This window comes from Streptomyces sp. NPDC049687 (genome assembly GCF_044465285.1).
GTDB lineage: Bacteria > Actinomycetota > Actinomycetes > Streptomycetales > Streptomycetaceae > Streptomyces.
Window position 1 is genome coordinate 277,041 of record NZ_JBITLN010000006.1, and the last position, 16,031, is coordinate 293,071.

General features: G+C 73.1%; 13 protein-coding genes and 1 pseudogene. 6 read left to right on the forward strand and 8 right to left on the reverse strand.

Annotated elements, in window-relative coordinates; all coding sequences use genetic code 11:
- The first annotated feature begins 87 nt into the window (after positions 1 to 87).
- Together ACIBVL_RS20760 and ACIBVL_RS20765 are read left to right on the forward strand one after the other, a co-directional pair.
- On the forward strand, positions 88 to 1,332 hold the full coding sequence (locus ACIBVL_RS20760) for a sensor histidine kinase (RefSeq protein WP_399098676.1): 1,245 nt from the start codon (positions 88 to 90) through the stop codon (positions 1,330 to 1,332).
- Positions 1,329 to 1,994 (forward strand): response regulator, encoded by a 666-nt coding sequence (locus ACIBVL_RS20765; protein ID WP_399098677.1) that lies wholly within the window; start codon positions 1,329 to 1,331, stop codon positions 1,992 to 1,994. The genes ACIBVL_RS20760 and ACIBVL_RS20765 overlap by 4 nt, the downstream gene beginning before the upstream one ends.
- On the opposite strand, the gene ACIBVL_RS20770 is transcribed toward ACIBVL_RS20765, so the two are convergent.
- The gene (locus tag ACIBVL_RS20770; protein ID WP_399098678.1) at positions 1,955 to 2,239 is read right to left on the reverse strand and encodes a DUF6332 family protein; all 285 of its coding nucleotides are present in this window, start codon (positions 2,237 to 2,239) and stop codon (positions 1,955 to 1,957) included. The genes ACIBVL_RS20765 and ACIBVL_RS20770 overlap by 40 nt on opposite strands.
- A 114-nt stretch (positions 2,240 to 2,353) precedes the next feature.
- On the opposite strand from ACIBVL_RS20770, the pseudogene ACIBVL_RS20775 reads away from it, so the two are divergent.
- A pseudogene (locus ACIBVL_RS20775) lies at positions 2,354 to 2,713 on the forward strand (MarR family transcriptional regulator).
- Here the strand turns inward: ACIBVL_RS20775 and ACIBVL_RS20780 are convergent.
- From ACIBVL_RS20780 to ACIBVL_RS20795, 4 genes are all read right to left on the reverse strand, one after another.
- The gene (locus ACIBVL_RS20780; protein WP_399098679.1) at positions 2,706 to 3,455 is read right to left on the reverse strand and encodes a maleylpyruvate isomerase family mycothiol-dependent enzyme; all 750 of its coding nucleotides are present in this window, start codon (positions 3,453 to 3,455) and stop codon (positions 2,706 to 2,708) included. The pseudogene ACIBVL_RS20775 and the gene ACIBVL_RS20780 overlap by 8 nt on opposite strands.
- A 54-nt stretch (positions 3,456 to 3,509) precedes the next feature.
- Positions 3,510 to 4,706: an MFS transporter gene (locus ACIBVL_RS20785; RefSeq protein ID WP_399098680.1), complete on the reverse strand. Its 1,197-nt coding sequence runs from the start codon at positions 4,704 to 4,706 to the stop codon at positions 3,510 to 3,512.
- 109 nt (positions 4,707 to 4,815) lie between these two features.
- Positions 4,816 to 5,448, reverse strand: coding sequence for a response regulator (locus tag ACIBVL_RS20790; RefSeq protein WP_399098681.1), 633 nt, complete (start codon positions 5,446 to 5,448; stop codon positions 4,816 to 4,818).
- On the reverse strand, positions 5,445 to 6,659 hold the full coding sequence (locus ACIBVL_RS20795) for a sensor histidine kinase (protein ID WP_399098682.1): 1,215 nt from the start codon (positions 6,657 to 6,659) through the stop codon (positions 5,445 to 5,447). The genes ACIBVL_RS20790 and ACIBVL_RS20795 overlap by 4 nt, the downstream gene beginning before the upstream one ends.
- 169 nt (positions 6,660 to 6,828) lie before the next feature.
- Here ACIBVL_RS20795 and ACIBVL_RS20800 point away from each other — a divergent pair, with 169 nt between their 5' ends.
- The 3 genes from ACIBVL_RS20800 (at position 6,829) to ACIBVL_RS20810 (ending at position 12,064) form a co-directional block, all read left to right on the forward strand.
- Positions 6,829 to 7,620, forward strand: coding sequence for a class I SAM-dependent methyltransferase (locus ACIBVL_RS20800; protein ID WP_399098684.1), 792 nt, complete (start codon positions 6,829 to 6,831; stop codon positions 7,618 to 7,620).
- A 77-nt stretch (positions 7,621 to 7,697) separates the two neighbouring features.
- Positions 7,698 to 9,596 carry a molecular chaperone HtpG gene (htpG, locus tag ACIBVL_RS20805; RefSeq protein WP_399098685.1) on the forward strand — a complete coding sequence of 633 codons (1,899 nt, stop codon included), beginning with the start codon at positions 7,698 to 7,700 and terminating at the stop codon, positions 9,594 to 9,596.
- A gap of 143 nt (positions 9,597 to 9,739) precedes the next feature.
- The gene (locus ACIBVL_RS20810) at positions 9,740 to 12,064 is read left to right on the forward strand and encodes an MFS transporter (RefSeq protein ID WP_399098686.1); all 2,325 of its coding nucleotides are present in this window, start codon (positions 9,740 to 9,742) and stop codon (positions 12,062 to 12,064) included.
- Positions 12,065 to 12,202: 138 nt separating this feature from the next.
- Here ACIBVL_RS20810 and ACIBVL_RS20815 read toward each other — a convergent pair whose 3' ends face one another.
- From ACIBVL_RS20815 to ACIBVL_RS20825, 3 genes are read right to left on the reverse strand one after another with little or no spacing between them, the layout of a single operon-like run.
- A complete protein-coding gene (locus ACIBVL_RS20815) occupies positions 12,203 to 13,264 on the reverse strand; it encodes a FecCD family ABC transporter permease (protein ID WP_399098687.1) in 1,062 nt (353 codons plus the stop codon).
- Positions 13,261 to 14,322, reverse strand: coding sequence for a FecCD family ABC transporter permease (locus ACIBVL_RS20820; protein WP_399098688.1), 1,062 nt, complete (start codon positions 14,320 to 14,322; stop codon positions 13,261 to 13,263). The genes ACIBVL_RS20815 and ACIBVL_RS20820 overlap by 4 nt, the downstream gene beginning before the upstream one ends.
- A complete protein-coding gene (locus ACIBVL_RS20825; protein ID WP_399098689.1) occupies positions 14,312 to 15,940 on the reverse strand; it encodes a (2,3-dihydroxybenzoyl)adenylate synthase in 1,629 nt (542 codons plus the stop codon). Before ACIBVL_RS20825 ends, ACIBVL_RS20820 begins: the two co-directional genes overlap by 11 nt.
- Positions 15,941 to 16,031: the final 91 nt, after the last annotated feature.

Consider the following 16,031-nt stretch of genomic DNA (forward strand, 5'->3'; position numbering starts at 1 on the left):
CAGACCCGGCGTACTTCCAGGGGAGTACCGCCGACCACCACGCCCGGCGGACGTTCCTTGCGGCCGCCGGCGTCTAGCGTGGCCGACATGGACGTAGAGCAGGTGCGCGCGGGTGGGGGCCCGGGGCAGTGGTGGGGGCACGGGCCGCCGTGGATGCGTCGCTGGGCGGGCGAGGAGCCGGACGGCCGCCGCCGGCCCTGGCGGTCCACCCTGCTGCTCACCGTCTTCGTCCTCGCCGGATCCACCTTCGCCGCCCATGTGCAGGAGGGCGAGCGCGCGGACCTCGACCCCTTCGCCCGCGTCCTGCTGCTCATCGCCTGCGGTCTTCTGCTGTGGCGACACCGGTACCCGGTGGCCGTCGTGTTCGGTACGGCCGTCACGGCCGCGCTCTATCTCGGTGCGGGCTACGCCTACGGCCCGGTCTTCTTCACGGTGGCCGTGGCCTGCTTCGCCGCCGTCGTCGCCGGGCACCGGGAGGCCGCCTGGACGGCGCTGGGGCTGCTGTGCGCCGTCCATCTGCTGGTCGCGCACTGGCTGTACCGGTGGCTGCCGCCGTCCGGGGACGCGCCGGCCTCCTTCGGGCAGGAGCTCGTGGTCACCGGCTGGGTCGTGGCGATCGTGGCGGTCGCTGAGCTGGCCCGGGTGCGGCGCGAGCAGTGGGCCCGGGAGCGGGCCGAGCGCGCACAGGCGGCCCGGCGGCGCGCCGACGAGGAGCGGCTGCGGATCGCCCGTGAACTGCACGACGTCCTCGCGCACAGCCTCTCCGTCATCCATGTGCAGGCGGGCGTCGGACTCGCCCTCCTCGACGCCGACCCGGAGCAGGCGCGCACCGCCCTCACCACCATCAAGTCGGCCAGCAAGGAGGCGCTCGGAGAGGTGCGCCAGGTGCTCGACAGTCTGCGCACGCCGGGAGACGCGCCGCGCGCGCCCGTGCCCGGCCTGGACCGGCTCCCCGAACTGGTCGAGCAGGCGGCCCGCGCGGGCCTCACGGTCCAGGTGGAGGGACAAGCGCCCCGGTTGCCGCCCGGCACCGACCTCGCCGCCTTCCGCATCGTCCAGGAGGCCCTCACCAACGTCGTACGCCACTCGGGCTCGCGCCACGCGCGCGTACGGCTCGATCGGGCGGGCGGGACGCTACGGCTCCGTATCGACGACGACGGACCGGCGACCGGCGCGGACGCGGGCGGCAGCGGGAACGGGCTCGCCGGCATGCGGGAGCGGGCCGCGGCGCTGGGTGGCACGATCGAGGCGGGGCCGCGTCCCGACGGCGGCTTCCGTGTGCTCGCCGTGCTGCCGGCGGGGGCGACGGAGGAGACGGGGGAAAACCAGTGATCCGCGTACTGCTCGCCGACGACCAGTCCCTGGTCCGGGCGGGGTTCCGGGCGTTGCTCGACGCCCAGACCGACATCGAGGTGGCCGGGGAGGCCGCCGACGGCGAGGAGGCGGTGGGCAAGGTTCGAGAACTGCGGCCGGACGTGGTCCTGATGGACATCCGCATGCCCCTGCTCGACGGGTTGGCGGCCACCCGCAGGATCACCGCGGACGCGGCACTGGCGCAGGTGAAGGTGGTCATGCTCACCACCTTCGAGCTCGACGAGTACGTCTTCGAAGCGATCCGGTCCGGGGCGTCCGGCTTCTTGGTGAAGGACACCGAACCCGACGAACTCCTGCGCGCCGTACGGGCGGTGGTGGCAGGCGACGCGCTGCTGTCGCCGGGCGTGACGCGCCGGCTCATCGCCGAGTTCGCCGCCCGCTCCAAGGAGCCCGCGGAGGCGGAAGAGCTGAGCCGGCTCACGGAACGCGAGCGGGAGGTGATGGCGCTGGTCGGCATCGGCCTGTCCAACGAGGAGATCGCCCGCCGCCTGGTCGTCAGCCCCCTCACCGCCAAGACCCACGTCAGCCGCACCATGGTGAAACTGGGCGCCCGCGACCGGGCCCAACTGGTCGTCCTGGCCTACGAGTCCGGATTGGTACGGCCGGGCTGGCTCGGCTGACGCGCCCCGGCGAACCGCAACAGCACACTCACCACACGGGCCACGAACAGGACCGGGACCAGAACGAGTCCCGCGCGGATCAGCAACCACTCCACCGTGCCCGGGAGCCGGAACAGCAGGGCGGGACCGGCGACGGCCCCGAAGACCACCGCCGCCGCGAACCCCGCACTGAACAGCGCGTATCCGATCTCGACGGTGATCGCATCCCGCTCCGCCTGCGTCCGCCGCCCCCCGTGACCGCTCATCCGGTGATTCTCACAGGCGTGCGCCCGGCGGAGCAACCGCCCCCGCCGGGCGCACAGTGGGAGACGTCGCCCAGTCGCGGACCGCCGTGGGCTCCGGCTCCGCAGTGGCGGGACATGCCGGCGCCGCGTGCCCCGACCGGTGCGACCTCGACCGCGCACTGCGCCGACACCGGCTGTGCGCCGGTGACTTCGAGGTTCTGGACGTGCTCGCCGAGTCGGCCGCGCCGGACGCCGCGGGCAGCTACCGTGTCCAGGAGATCGCCGAACGCGTCCAGCTTCAGCCAGAGCGCGCTCTCCCGGCCGATCGCCCGCCTGGAGAGGTACGGCCTCGTCGAGCGCGGAAGCGCCGAGGACCGCCGGGGCGTCCGGGTGGCGCTCACGGGCAAGGGGCGCGCGCCGCACGGCGACCTCCTGCCGGTGCGGCGCGCGGTGCTGACGCGGGTGCCGGCGCAACCGGACGTCGGCGTCACGTGACGGCGGACCTCTCCCGCCACAGCGCAGCGAGCGTCGCGTCCCCGGAGACGGCCGGGAACGGCGACCGGTTCCACAGCGCCAGATAGAGCCCCGCCGCCGTCCCGGTGAGTTCGCAGTCCGCGTCCCCGTCGGCGGTCCGCTCCGTCACGGGCGGCTCGGGGGACAGCCGTACGGTCCACACGGCGTCCTCGGCCAGGTCCGTGGCCCGGACTCGCAGGACCCGGGGCTCCTCGGTCCGCACCCCGCTCTTGGCGCGGGCGTGGAAGCCGCACAGCAACTCGTCGATGCCGTCGGCGGCGAAGGCGGCGGGCAGGTCGAGCGCGCTCTCCTCGGGCGTACGGCCGAGGGCCGAGTCGGCGTCCACGCGGTGCACGGCCGTCTCGTGCGCCTGCCGCCTGGCCCAGAACGCCAGTGGTGAGGGGGCGGGCAGGAAGTGCCAGCACTCCACGTCCGGCGGGGCGGAGGCGAGGGTGTCGACGAGCATGCGATGCCCGTCCCGGAACCAGTCCAGCAGCTCGGCGCCGTCGAGGTCCGGCAGCCCCCCGCCGGGCTGGGGCGAGGTACGGCCCTCGGCCACGAACGACCTCGCCCAGCGGTGCACCATGCCCGTGTGCCGCAGCAGGTCTCGGACCTGCCAGTCCGGGCAGGTCGGCACCTTGGCGTCGGGACCGGCCCCGGCCGCGGCGTCGGCCAGCGACCGGCCCTGTCGGTCGAGGACGCGGATGAACTCGGCAGTCTCCATGGTGGTGAGTCTGCCGGATGGAGTGCGATCGAAGGCCTGTCTTTTTCCGTGGCGTCAGCTCGCCCGTCGGGTGCCGAAGCCGATCAGCGCGGCCAGCCCCGCGAGCACGGCCACGCTGGTCAGTGCGGCGGGCAGGGAGAACCACTCGGCCATGAAGCCGATGGCGGGCGGCCCGAGGAGCATGCCGCCGTAGCCGAGGGTGGAGGCGACGGCGACTCCGCTCGGGCCCGCCAGGGTGCCCGCGCGCTCGACGGCCACCGGGAAGAGGTTGGCCAGGCCGAGCCCCGTGACCAGGTAGCCCAGGAGCGCCGCCCACAGTGCCGGCGCCAGCGAACCGAGCAGCATCCCGGCCGCCGCGACACCGCCGCCGGCCACCACCGTACGCGTGCTGCCGAGCCGTTCGAGGAGGGTGGTGCCGGTCAGCCGGCCGACCGTCATGGCGAGCGCGAAACACGAGTAACCGAGCGCGGCGGCTTCGGCGGAGGAGCCCAGGTCCTGCTGCAGGTGCAACGCGCCCCAGTCGGCGAGGGCGCCCTCGCCGTAGGCCGTGCACAGGGCGATGAGGCCGAAGACGAGGACGAGACGGCGGGTACGGGGCGTGGGGCGGCGGGACACCGACTCGGTGGCGGTCCGCGGCCGGCTCGCCGGCGTCGGCGGCGGGTGCCGCAGCAGTGTCGGTCCGGCGAATGCGGTCACGAGCAGGCCGACGATCCCGAGGCCGAGCAGATGGCGGGCGGGGGAGAGGGATCCCGCGACCAGCCCGCCGAGTCCGGCGCCGATCATGCCGCCCAGGCTGAAGGCCGCGTGGAAGGTGGGCATGATCGGCCTGCGCAGTGCCGCCACCAGGTCGACGGCGGCAGTGTTGAAGGCCACGTTGATCCCGCCGTAGGCCGCGCCGAAGAGCAGGAGTACGGCGCCGAGGGCGAGGGGGGAGAGGGTGAGTGGGGGCAGGGTGACGGTGAGGGAGAGCAGGACGGCACAGACGACCGTGACCGGATGGCTGCCGTGGCGGCGGCAGAGCCGTCCGGTGAGGGGCATGGTCACCACCGCTCCGGCGGAGACACCGAGAAGTGCCAGGCCCAGGGTGCCGGCGGAGGCGTCGGTCTGCTCCTTGACGGCCGGGATGCGCACGACCCAGCCGGCGAAGACGAAGCCGTCGAGGGCGAAGAAGGCGGTGAGGGTGATCCGGAGCCGGGTGAGGCTCTCGGCCGGTAGCGAGGTGTGCGTACGGGATTTGTTTATCGACGGCACAAAGTCAGGCTAGGTGCGGGCCGGAACCTGGGCAAGGGCGTGACCCAGTCGCGGGCCGGGGGCGTGTGGAAGAGCGATTCTCCTGGAGCCTCCCGGTCACATCGCCCCCCTAGGGCAGCAGCCGCCGCTCCTTGGCCACCGCCACCGCCCCGGCCCGGGTCTCCACCCCCAACTTGGCGTAGATCCGCCCGAGATGGGTCTTGACGGTCGCCTCGCTGATGAAGAGGGCCCGCGCGATCTCCCGGTTGCCGAGGCCCCGGGCCAACTGGCCGAGGATCTCGTGCTCACGCTCCGACAGCGTGGGCGCGGGGCTGCGCATCCGGGCCAGCAGCCGATCGGCCACCGGCGGCGACAGCGCCGTACGGCCCGTCGCGGCGCTGTGGATCGCCGCGAACAATTCCTCGGGGCGTTCGGCCTTGAGGAGGTAGCCGGTGGCGCCCGCCTCGATGGCACGGGTGATGTCGGCGTCGGTGTCGAACATGGTCAGCACCAGCACGCGCGGGGCCGGTGAGCCCTCGGCGGCCAGGCGCCGGATCGCCGTCACCCCGTCCATCCCCTCCCCGAGCTGGAGGTCCATCAGGACGACGTCGGGGCGCAGCCGGGAGGCCAGGGCGAGCGCCTCCTCGCCGCCGCCCGCCTCACCGACCACCTCGATGCCCTCGGCGCTGGACAGCAGCGCGCGCAGACCGGCCCGTACGACGGCGTGGTCGTCGCACAGCAGGAGACGTACCGGCGCCCTCACGAGACCGGCTCCCTCGGGGTGTCGAGGACGAGAGGGACCGCCACGGACACGACCGTGCCTTCGCCCGGCGTGGACTCCACGGTGAGCGTGCCGCCCGACTGCCGGGCCCGGATCCGCATGGCCGGCAGCCCGTGCCCGCGCGTCCGGTCCGGCGCACCGGCGGCGGGCGACCGCACGTCGAAGCCGCGGCCGTTGTCGGCGACGTCCAGCGAGACCTGGTCGTCGAGACAGGTCAGGGTCAGCGCGGCCCGGGTCGCGGCGGCGTGCTCGCGGACGTTGGCCAGCGCGCCCTGGGCGATGCGCAGGAGTGTCGCCTCCACCCGCTCCGGGAGCGGTCCGGCCGCGCCGTCCAGCCGGAAGACGACCGTCAGACCGGGGCCGCTCTCCCGCTCGGCGAGGGCGGCGAGGGCCGCGGGGAGGGAGTGGCCGTCCAGGTCGGCGGGTGCCAGGTCGTGGACGAAGCGGCGGGCCTCGGCCAGGCTGCGGGAGGTGATCTCGGCCGCCCTGCCGACGTGTTCCCGCGCCGCGTCGGGGTCCGTGCGCCACACCCGCTCGGCGGCCTGCAGCAGCATCCGCTGGCTGGACATGCCTTGCGCGAGGGTGTCGTGGATCTCCGAGGCCAGCCGCTGCCGCTCCGCCAGCACCCCCGCCCGCCGCTCGGTGGCGGCCAGGTCCCGGCGGGTGCGCACCAGATCGTCGATCAGCACCCGCTGCCGGGCGCCCTGCCGCTGCAGATGCACCAGTACGGCGGTGGCGACCGCGGCGACGGCGGGCGGGGCGACGACCATGTTCGGGTTGAGCGCGCCCTCCGCCACCCGCACCTCGCTGACCACGACCAGCGCGGTGAGCACGGCGGCGAGCGGCACCGAGAGCCGCGGCGGCAGCGCGTGCAGCCCCGCGAACAACAGCGGCATCACACACCAGGTGGCGCTCGGCGCGAGCGCGAGCAGGACCACCCAGACCGCGGACACCGAGCCCAGCCACCCCAGGTGCCGGCCGGTGGGCGCCGAGCCCGGGCGGGGTGCCGGCGCGAGGAACGGGCCGAGAAGGTAGAGCAGGCAGAAGACGGCGAACAGCGCCCCCACCCATCCCGTGCGCGCCCCGCCCTGGTCGCGGCTGAGGAAGCGGGCGAACGACGAGCCGAGCAGCAGGAAGAAGGCGACGTGCACGACCGCCGCCAGCCGCCGCTCCTCGGGTGGGGTGTGTCTCATCCTCCGTGTCTAGCGTGGCGCACCCCCGACCGCATCAACCGATCGGCTGACATCGGGATCGTCCGAACCGCCCCCGGACCGGCTCCTGTCGACCGAGCCGCATCCGACGGACGCGCCCGGAGACTGGCATCGACACCCGCCGCCATCCTCCGGAAAGGTCCCCGATCCCATGCCCGCCAAGAACCTCACCGCCAACCGTGCGGCCCTCGGCCACCGCGTCGGCTACGCCCTGCGCCACCCCGACCGCGTCCCCCGGCATCTGGCCCGCGCCGCCCGTGACCTGTGGCTGCGTCACCGCCACCCGGACCACGTCTCGTACTACCGCGCGGTGATGCGGTCCGACACCCGCGCCGACCCGGACGCGGCGGTCGGCAGCCGCAACCGTGAGCGATGGCTGGCGCTGGGGGCGATGCAGTTCGACTACCTGGTCGGCCACGGGCTGCGCCCCGAGCACCGCATGCTGGAGATCGGCTGCGGCAACCTGCGCGGCGGCTGGCGGTTCATCCGGCACCTGGAGCCCGGCCACTACACGGGCCTCGACATCTCGCCCGACATCCTCGTTGCCGCGCAGGACACGATCGTCGAGATGGGCCTGCAGAAACGGCTGCCGTACCTCACGCCGGTGCGGGACCTGACCCTGCGGTTCCTTCCCGACGCCCACTTCGACGTCGTCCACGCGCACAGCGTCTTCTCGCACTCGCCGCTGCCGGTCATCGAGGAGTGCCTCGCCCATGTCGGCCGCCTGCTCGCGCCGGGCGGCTGGTTCGACTTCACCTTCGACCGCACCGAGGGCGAGGAACACCACGTCCTGCGGGAGGACTTCTACTACCGCACCGAGACCCTCGTCGCACTGGCCGAGAAGCACGGTCTGCGGGCCCGCTTCATGGACGACTGGGAGGCGCTCCCGCACGGCCAGTCGAAGATCCGCGTCACTCGCCCCGACAACCTCGGACAACGCTGACCCGGCCCCACCTGGTCTTTGTAAAGTGAACCTCACCAGTCCACGTGAACACGGAACCTGTGAGGTACACCCGAACCATGCCGACCGAAACGTTTGAGTTCCAGGTAGAGGCACGTCAGCTGCTGCAGTTGATGATCCACTCGGTCTACTCGAACAAGGACGTCTTCCTGCGCGAGCTGGTCTCCAACGCCTCCGACGCGCTGGACAAGCTGCGCCTGGCCAAGCTGCGGGACGACACCCTCGATGCCGACGTCTCCGACCTGCACATCGAGATCGACACCGACGCCGGGGCCCGTACCCTCACCGTGCGGGACAACGGGATCGGGATGTCGTACGACGAGGTCGGCCGGCTGATCGGCACGATCGCCAACTCGGGAACGGCCCAGTTCGTCAAGGAGTTGCGCGAGGCCCAGGAGGAGGGCGGCGCCGAGGGGCTCATCGGGCAGTTCGGCGTCGGCTTCTACTCCGGCTTCATGGTGGCGGACGAGATGACCCTGGTGACCCGGCGCGCGGGGGAGACCCACGGCACCCGATGGTCCTCGCGCGGCGAGGGCACGTACACGCTGGAGAGGGTCGACGACGCGCCGCAGGGCACCTCGGTCACGCTGCACCTGAAGCCCGCGGACGACGAGGACAAGCTGCACGACTACACCTCGGCCTGGACGATCAAGGAGATCGTCAAGCGGTACTCGGACTTCATCACCTGGCCGATCAGGACGGTCCCGAAGCCGGGCGAGGACGGCGCCACGCCCGAGCCCGAGACGCTGAACTCGATGAAGGCCCTGTGGGCGCGCTCGCGCGAGGAGGTGTCCGACGACGAGTACCACGAGCTGTACAAGCACATCAGCCACGACTGGCGCGAGCCGCTGGAGACGATCCGGCTCCAGGCGGAGGGCACCTTCGAGTACCAGGCCCTGCTGTTCGTGCCGTCGCACGCCCCGCACGACCTCTACACCCAGAACTACAAGCGCGGTGTGCAGCTGTATGTGAAGCGCGTCTTCATCATGGAGGACTGCGAGGCGCTGCTGCCGCCCTACCTGCGCTTCGTCAAGGGCGTGGTCGACGCGGCGGACCTCTCGCTGAACGTCTCCCGCGAGATCCTCCAACAGGACCGGCACATCCGGATGATGCAGCGTCGGCTGACCAAGAAGGTCCTGTCCACGGTCAAGGACATGAGGGAGACCGCCCCGGAGCGGTACGCCACGTTCTGGCGGGAGTTCGGTTCGGTCCTGAAGGAGGGGCTGCTCACCGACTCCGACAACCGTGACACCCTCCTCGCCGCCGCGTCCTTCGCGACCACCCACTCCGACGACGAGCCGACGACGCTCAAGGCCTACGTCGAGCGGATGAAGGAAGGCCAGGAGGACATCTACTACCTGACCGGCGAGTCCCGCGAGAGCATCGAGAACTCCCCGCACATGGAGGCGTTCCGCGCCAAGGGCATCGAGGTCCTGCTGCTCACCGACCCCGTCGACGAGGTCTGGGTCGACGTGGTCGGCGAGTTCGAGGGCAAGCGGCTGCGGTCCGTCGCCAAGGGCGAGGTCGACCTCGGCGCGGAGGACGGCGAGCAGGCGGAGGGCGAGCGGGAGAAGCGGGGTGAGGAGTACGCCGGTCTGCTCGGCTGGATGAAGGAGCAACTGGGCGACGACGTCAAGGAGGTGCGCCTCTCCTCGCGCCTCACCGTCTCCCCGGCCTGCATCGTCTCCGACGCGGGCGACCTCACCCCCGCGCTGGAGAACATGTACCGAGCGATGGGGCAGGAGGTGCCGAAGGCGCCGCGGATCCTCGAACTCAACCCCGACCACCTGCTGGTCAAGGGCTTGAACCAGGCCTACAGGGAGCGCGAGGACCGCACCGGGCTGGCCGGGACCGCCGAACTGCTGCACGGTTTGGCGGTGCTCGCCGAGGGTGGCCGACCGAAGGAGCCCGGGCGGTTCGTGAAGCTGGTGGCGGACCATCTGGAGCGCGCTCTGTAGCGACCGTCGTGGGGTTTCCGGGCAGGAGGGGGCCTGCCCGGAATCTTCACGGTGCACCCACCAAAAATTCTGGTTGCTTGAGTCAATTAAATGGGCCTACGATGCTGCCCGTCGCGCAGACCAGCATCCCCGGAGGCCCGACCATGTCCCACGCGCATCCCCGGCCCGCACCGACAGGGGGGTCCGCCGCGCCGCGGGCCGGCCTCGTCGTCGCCGTGCTGGCCTTCGGCGGGATCGTGGTCTCGCTGATGCAGACGCTGGTCATCCCGATCGTCCCCGAACTGCCGAAGCTGCTGGACGCGCCGGCCTCGGACACCGCCTGGGCGGTCACCGCCACCCTGCTCGCCGCCGCCGTCGCGACCCCTGTCATGGGCCGGCTCGGCGACATGTACGGCAAGCGCCGGATGCTGCTGGCCAGCATCGTCATGCTGATCGCCGGATCGGTGACGGCCGCGCTCAGCGACACGCTCCCGCCGATGATCGTCGGCCGGGCCCTGCAGGGGCTCGCCTCCGGTGTCATCCCGCTCGGCATCAGCATCATGCGCGACGAACTGCCCGCCGAGCGGCTCGGCTCGGCCACCGCGCTGATGAGCGCCTCCCTCGGCGTCGGCGGTGCCCTGGGTCTGCCCGCCGCCGCGCTCATCGCGGACCACTACGACTGGCACACGCTGTTCTGGACGTCGGCCGTGCTCGGCGCGATCGCCGCCGTGCTCGTCCCGCTGATCGTGCCCGAGTCGACGGTGCGCGGCGGCGGCCGTTTCGACGTGCTGGGCGCCCTCGGCATGGCGGCCGGGCTGGTCTGTCTGCTGCTGGGCATCTCCAAGGGTGCCGACTGGGGCTGGAGCAGCGCCACCACGCTCGGGCTGTTCGCCGCCGCCGCCGTAATCCTGCTGCTCTGGGGACTGTTCGAACTGCGCGTCCGCGACCCCCTGGTGGATCTGCGCGCCACCGCCCGCCGCCAGGTGCTGGTGACCAACCTCGCCTCGACGGCCTTCGGGTTCTCCATGTTCGCGATGTCCCTCGTGCTTCCCCAGCTCCTGCAGCTGCCCGAGGCGACGGGCTACGGTCTGGGCAGGTCGCTGCTGGTCGCGGGACTGGTGATGGCCCCGACGGGGCTGGTCATGATGGCCACGGCGCCGCTCTCCGCGCTGGTGTCGAGGGCGCGGGGGCCCAAGGTGACCCTGATGCTCGGCGCGGTGATCGTCGCCGCCGGGTACGGGCTCAACATCGTGCTGATGGACGCCGTATGGGAGCTGGTGCTGGCCTCCTGCGTCATCGGCGCCGGCATCGGTTTCGCCTACGGGGCCATGCCCGCGCTCATCATGGGCGCGGTGGACCCCTCCGAGACCGCGGCGGCGAACAGCCTCAACACCCTGATGCGGTCCATCGGCACCTCCACCGCGAGTGCCGTCGCCGGGGTGATCCTGGCGCAGATGACCACGGCCTTCGAGGGCGTCGCGCTGCCTTCCGAGAACGGGTTCAAGGTGGTCATGGCGGTGGGGTCGGGTGCGGCGGTGCTGGCGCTGCTGGTCGCGGCGTTCCTTCCCCGGCAGCGGAAGACCGCCGAGGAGAGGCCCGCCGAGGAGGAGCCCGCGGTGGTGGGGCCGGACGCGGTCGAGCGGGACGAGCAGGCCGAGGGTGCCGCCGTCGCCGCCCCGCTGGCCCGTGCGGTCGCCGAACTGGTCGCGACGGTGCCGGGACTCGGCGGCGGGCATCCGCTACGCGGCCATGTGCGGGGCACGGAGGGCGTGCCGGTGGGCGGGGCCGCCGTGACCCTGATCTCGCTGGGCGGACGGCAGGTGGGCCGCGCGGTCACCGAGGGCGACGGCTCCTATGCCGTCGAGGCGCCGGGGGAGGGCACGTACGTGCTGATCACCGCCGCCGGCGGCCACCAGCCGCACGCGACGACCGTGGTGGTCGGGGCGACTCCGGTGACGTACGACGTCCTGCTCACCGGGAGCAGCGGGCTCGCCGGAGTGGTGCGCTCCGCCGACAGCGCGGCGCCGGTCGCGGGGGCGGTGGTCATCGTCACGGACGTGCGCGGGGATGTGCTGGCCTCCACGCGGACGGACGGCATGGGTGAGTTCGTCGTCGCGGAGCTGGTGCCGGGGGCGGTGACCCTCGCGGTCAGCTCGCCCAAGCACCGGCCGCTGGCGCTGCCCGTGGAGATCGGCGCCACCGGCGTCACCCGGGTGGACGTCGAGCTGTGGGCCGGCGCGCAGGTCCGGGGCACGGTGCGCGGCGCGGGCGCCCCGGTGGGCGATGCGCGGGTGACCCTGTTGGACGCCGCCGGCAACGTCGTCGCCTCCGCCAGGACCGGGAGCGACGGGGCGTACGCCTTCTCCGACCTGGACGGCGGTCAGTACACGGTCATCGCGACCGGCTATCCGCCCCGGGCGACCGGCGTCAGCCTCGCGGGCGGAGACGTGGACGACCACGACATCGAACTCGCGCACGTCGGCGAGTAGTTCACCCGTTCCTCCTCGAGCGGACCGGCATCCGCCCCACTCGGGTGCCGGTCCTTTTCCCGGCACCGCCGTCGTTCCGGAGACCGCCGCTCCTTCTCGGAGACGGCCGTTCCGTCTTGGTAACTCGGCGCCGGCCCCTCAGATCCGGCCGGCCCTCCGCTGCCGACGCAGCAGCAGCCCCAGATAGAACCCGCCGACCACCGCGGTCACCACGCCCACCGGCAGCTGGGCCGTCTCGTGGACGCGCTGGGAGGCGAAGTCGGCGGTGACGACGAGGAGCGCCCCCGCGCAGGTGGCCGCCGCGAGATTGGGGCCCGGAACACGGGTGAGACGGCGGGCCAGTTGGGGTGCGACCAGCGCCACGAACGGGATCGGGCCGGCCGCGGCGGTGGCGACCGCGCAGGCCGCGGTGGCCAGGACGAGCATCATCAGCCGGGTGCGCTGCACCGGCACCCCCAGCCCGCCCGCCGCGTCGTCGCCCATCTCCAGCACCTTCAGCCGACCGGCCGCCGTCGCGACCAGCGGCACGACGACCAGGAGTCCGTACGCGGCCGGGCGGACCTCCTGCCAACCCCGGCCGTTGAGGCTGCCGTTGAGCCACACCATGGCCTGCGCGGCCTGGGTGAAGCGGGCCTTGGCGAGCAGATAGGCGTTGACCCCCTGGAGCAGCGCGCTCACCCCGATGCCGACCAGCACGAGCCGGTAGCCGTGGACACCGCGCCGCCAGGCGAGCAGGTACACCAGCAGGGCGGTGGCCAGACCGCCGCCCACCGCGCCCACGGCGATCCGCCCGCCCGTGCCGCCGGCCACCAGGACGACCAGCAGACCTCCGGTGGCGGATCCGTAGGTGAAGCCGACGACGTCCGGGCTGCCGAGCGGGTTGCGGGTCAGGCTCTGGAAGAGCGCCCCGCTCAGCCCGAGCGCCGCCCCGACCAGGACGCCGGTGAGCAGCCGGGGCAGACGCAGCTCGTTGACCACGAAGTTCGTGCGCCGGCTGCCGTTGCCCAGCAGGGTGCGCACCACGTCCGCCGGGGAGATCGAGTACTCCCCGGTGCCCAGGGCGAGGACGCCCACACCGGCCGTGAGGGCCAGCATCGCCAGACAGACGGTGAGTGCCCGGACCTCCAGCCGTACCGACAGGCGGTGGGAGCGGCTGCGGACGACGCGTGCGCGCCGGACGGCCGGACTGGTCGCCGTCATGCCGCCACCACCCTGCGGTGGCGCACCAGCGCGATGAACACCGGCGCGCCGACCACCGCCGTGACCACGCCCGCGTCGAGTTCGTCGGGGCGTACCGCGACCCGGCCCAGGACGTCGGCGAACAGCAGCAGGGAGGGCGCGAGCAGCAGGGACAGCGGCAGCGTCCAGCGCTGGTCGGCGCCGGCGATCAGCCGGGCCATGTGCGGCACGGCGAGGCCCACGAAGACCAGCGGCCCCACCGCCGAGGTCGCCGCCCCGCACAGCAGGGTCACCGCCGCCAACCCGAGGAAACGGGTGCGGTCGAGACGGGCGCCGAGCGCGCGGGCGGACTCGTCGCCCAGCGCCATCGCGTTGAGCGGCCGGACGAGGGACAGCGCCAGGACCAGTCCGGCCACGACGAACGGGGTGAGGGTGGTGAGCGTGTGGGCGTCCGTCCGGGCCAGCGAGCCCACGCTCCAGAACCGCAGCTGGTCCAGGGCCTGCGCGTCCAGCAGCATGAGCGTCTGTCCGACGCCGGTGAACACGGCGGCCACCACGGCCCCGCCCAGCGCCAGCCGCTCCGGAGTGGCCCCGCCGCGTCCGCCGGAGGCCAGCGAGTAGGCCAGCAGACCGGCGGCCACCGCGCCGGCCATCGCACACCACACCGACGCCCACACGCTGGTCAGACCCAGGACGGTGAGGGCGAACACGACACCCGTGGCCGCTCCCGCGTTGATGCCGAGCAGCCCGGGGTCCGCCAGCGGGTTGCGGGTGAGCGCCTGGATCAGCGCGCCCGCCACGCCGAGCGCGGCTCCGGCGGCGATTCCGGCGAGGGTGCGGGGCACGCGTACGTCCCAGACCACGGAGGCCGCGATCGACCCGTCGTCGTGCAGCAGGACGTGCACCACCGTCGAGGGCGCCAGCGAACGCGACCCGATCGCCAGGCTGAGCAGGACCGCCCCCAGCAGCAGGAGCAGCGCGCCGAACACGGCGAGGGTGCGGGCGGCGGTGCGCCTGCGCACGGGCGGGCGTTCGGAACGTCGTACGGTGGCGGTGGCGCCCCCCGGGTCAGCCGTCAACTGTGCCCTCCGCACGCAGGAGTTCGGTGATGCGGCGCCCCAGCGCCTTCTTGTCGATCTTCCCGACCGAGGTGCGCGGGAACGCGTCGACCAGCTCCACGCGGTCGGGCAACTTGTACGCGGCGACTCCGCGTTCGGTGAGGAAGAGGGCCAGCTCCCGCTGGGTGGGGGCCTCGCCGCGCGGGACGAGACAGGCACAGGTGCGCTCGCCCAGGGTCGGGTCGGGCATCCCGACCACGGCCGCGTCGTGCACGCCCGGATGGGCCAGGATGTGGTTCTCCAGCTCCTCGGCGGAGATCTTGTCGCCGCCCCGGTTGATCTGGTCCTTCTCCCGTCCCTCGACGACGAGATGGCCCGAGGGCAGGACCCGCACCAGGTCCCCGGTGCGGTAGAAGCCGTCGGAGGTGAAGGCTCGCGCGTTGTGCTCGGGTGCCCGGTAGTAGCCGCGCAGGGTGTAGGGGCCGCGGGTGAGCAGCTCGCCGGTGCCGCCCGGTGGGACGTCGTGGCCGTCGGCGTCCACGACCCGGATCTCGTCGGCGGGGGAGAGCGGCCGGCCCTGGGTGCGCAACACCAGCTCCTCGGGGTCGTCCAGGCGCGTGTAGTTGAGCAGGCCCTCGGCCATGCCGAAGACCTGTTGGAGCGTGCAGCCCAGGGCGGGCCGGACCCGGGCGGCCGGCTCGGCGCCCAGCTTGGATCCGCCGACCTGGAGCAGCTCCAGCGAGGAGAGATCGGCTTCCTCCCACTCCACCGCGTCCAGCCACAGCAGGGCGATCGGCGGCACGACGGCCGTGGCCGTCACCTTCTCCCGCTCGACCAGTGCGAACGCGTCCTCGGGGCTGGGGGTGGGGGAGAGGACGACCGTGCCCCCGGCCATGAGGGTGCCGAGCAGGCCGGGGCAGGCGAGGGCGAAGTTGTGCGCGGTGGGCAGGACCACCAGGTACACGGTCGACTCGTCGAAGCCGCAGACCTCGGCGCTGGCCCGCACGTTGTACCCGTAGTCGTCGTGCGTACGGGGAATCAGCTTCGGCTTCCCTGTCGTGCCGCCGGACAGCAGCAGCACCGCCACATCCGACGGATCCGGTACCGGCAGGGGGACGGGATCGGCGTCGACGTCCGCCAGGGCGGTGAACTCGGCCGGGTCCCCGGCGACCAGGACGTGCTCGACCGAGGGCACCGCCTTGCGCAGGGCGCGCGCGAGGCCGCGGTGGTCGAAGTGGTCGTGCACGTCGGGGATGGCGTACGCGGTCGCGCCCGCCGTCTCCGCCACGTGCACGATCTCGCTCTCGCGGTGCGCGGGCAGCGTCAGGACCGGAATCGCCCCGGCCCGCAGCAGACCGAAGAACAGCACCACGAAGGCGTCCGTGTTGGGGAGTTGGACCACCACGCGGTCACCCGTCCCGATGCCGAGCCGACGCAGGCCCGCCGCCGTGCGGTCGGCGCGCAGGTCCAGTTCCGCGTACGTCCAGCGGTCGCCGTCGGCGTCCACGAGCGCCGTACGCCCCGGAGCGCGCTCGGCCGTCTCCCGCAGGAGCCGGTCCAGCGGCTGCCCCCGCCAGTACCCCTCGGTCCGGTACTGCTCCGCCGGCGCTTCGGGCCACGGCACCCAACCGTCGAGCATGATCGACTCCCGCCTGCTGTTGAGGAAAGGCTTGCCTGACGCTCCGTCGGGGGTCAAGCCCGCAGGGGGATGGCCCGACGAGCCCGGACGT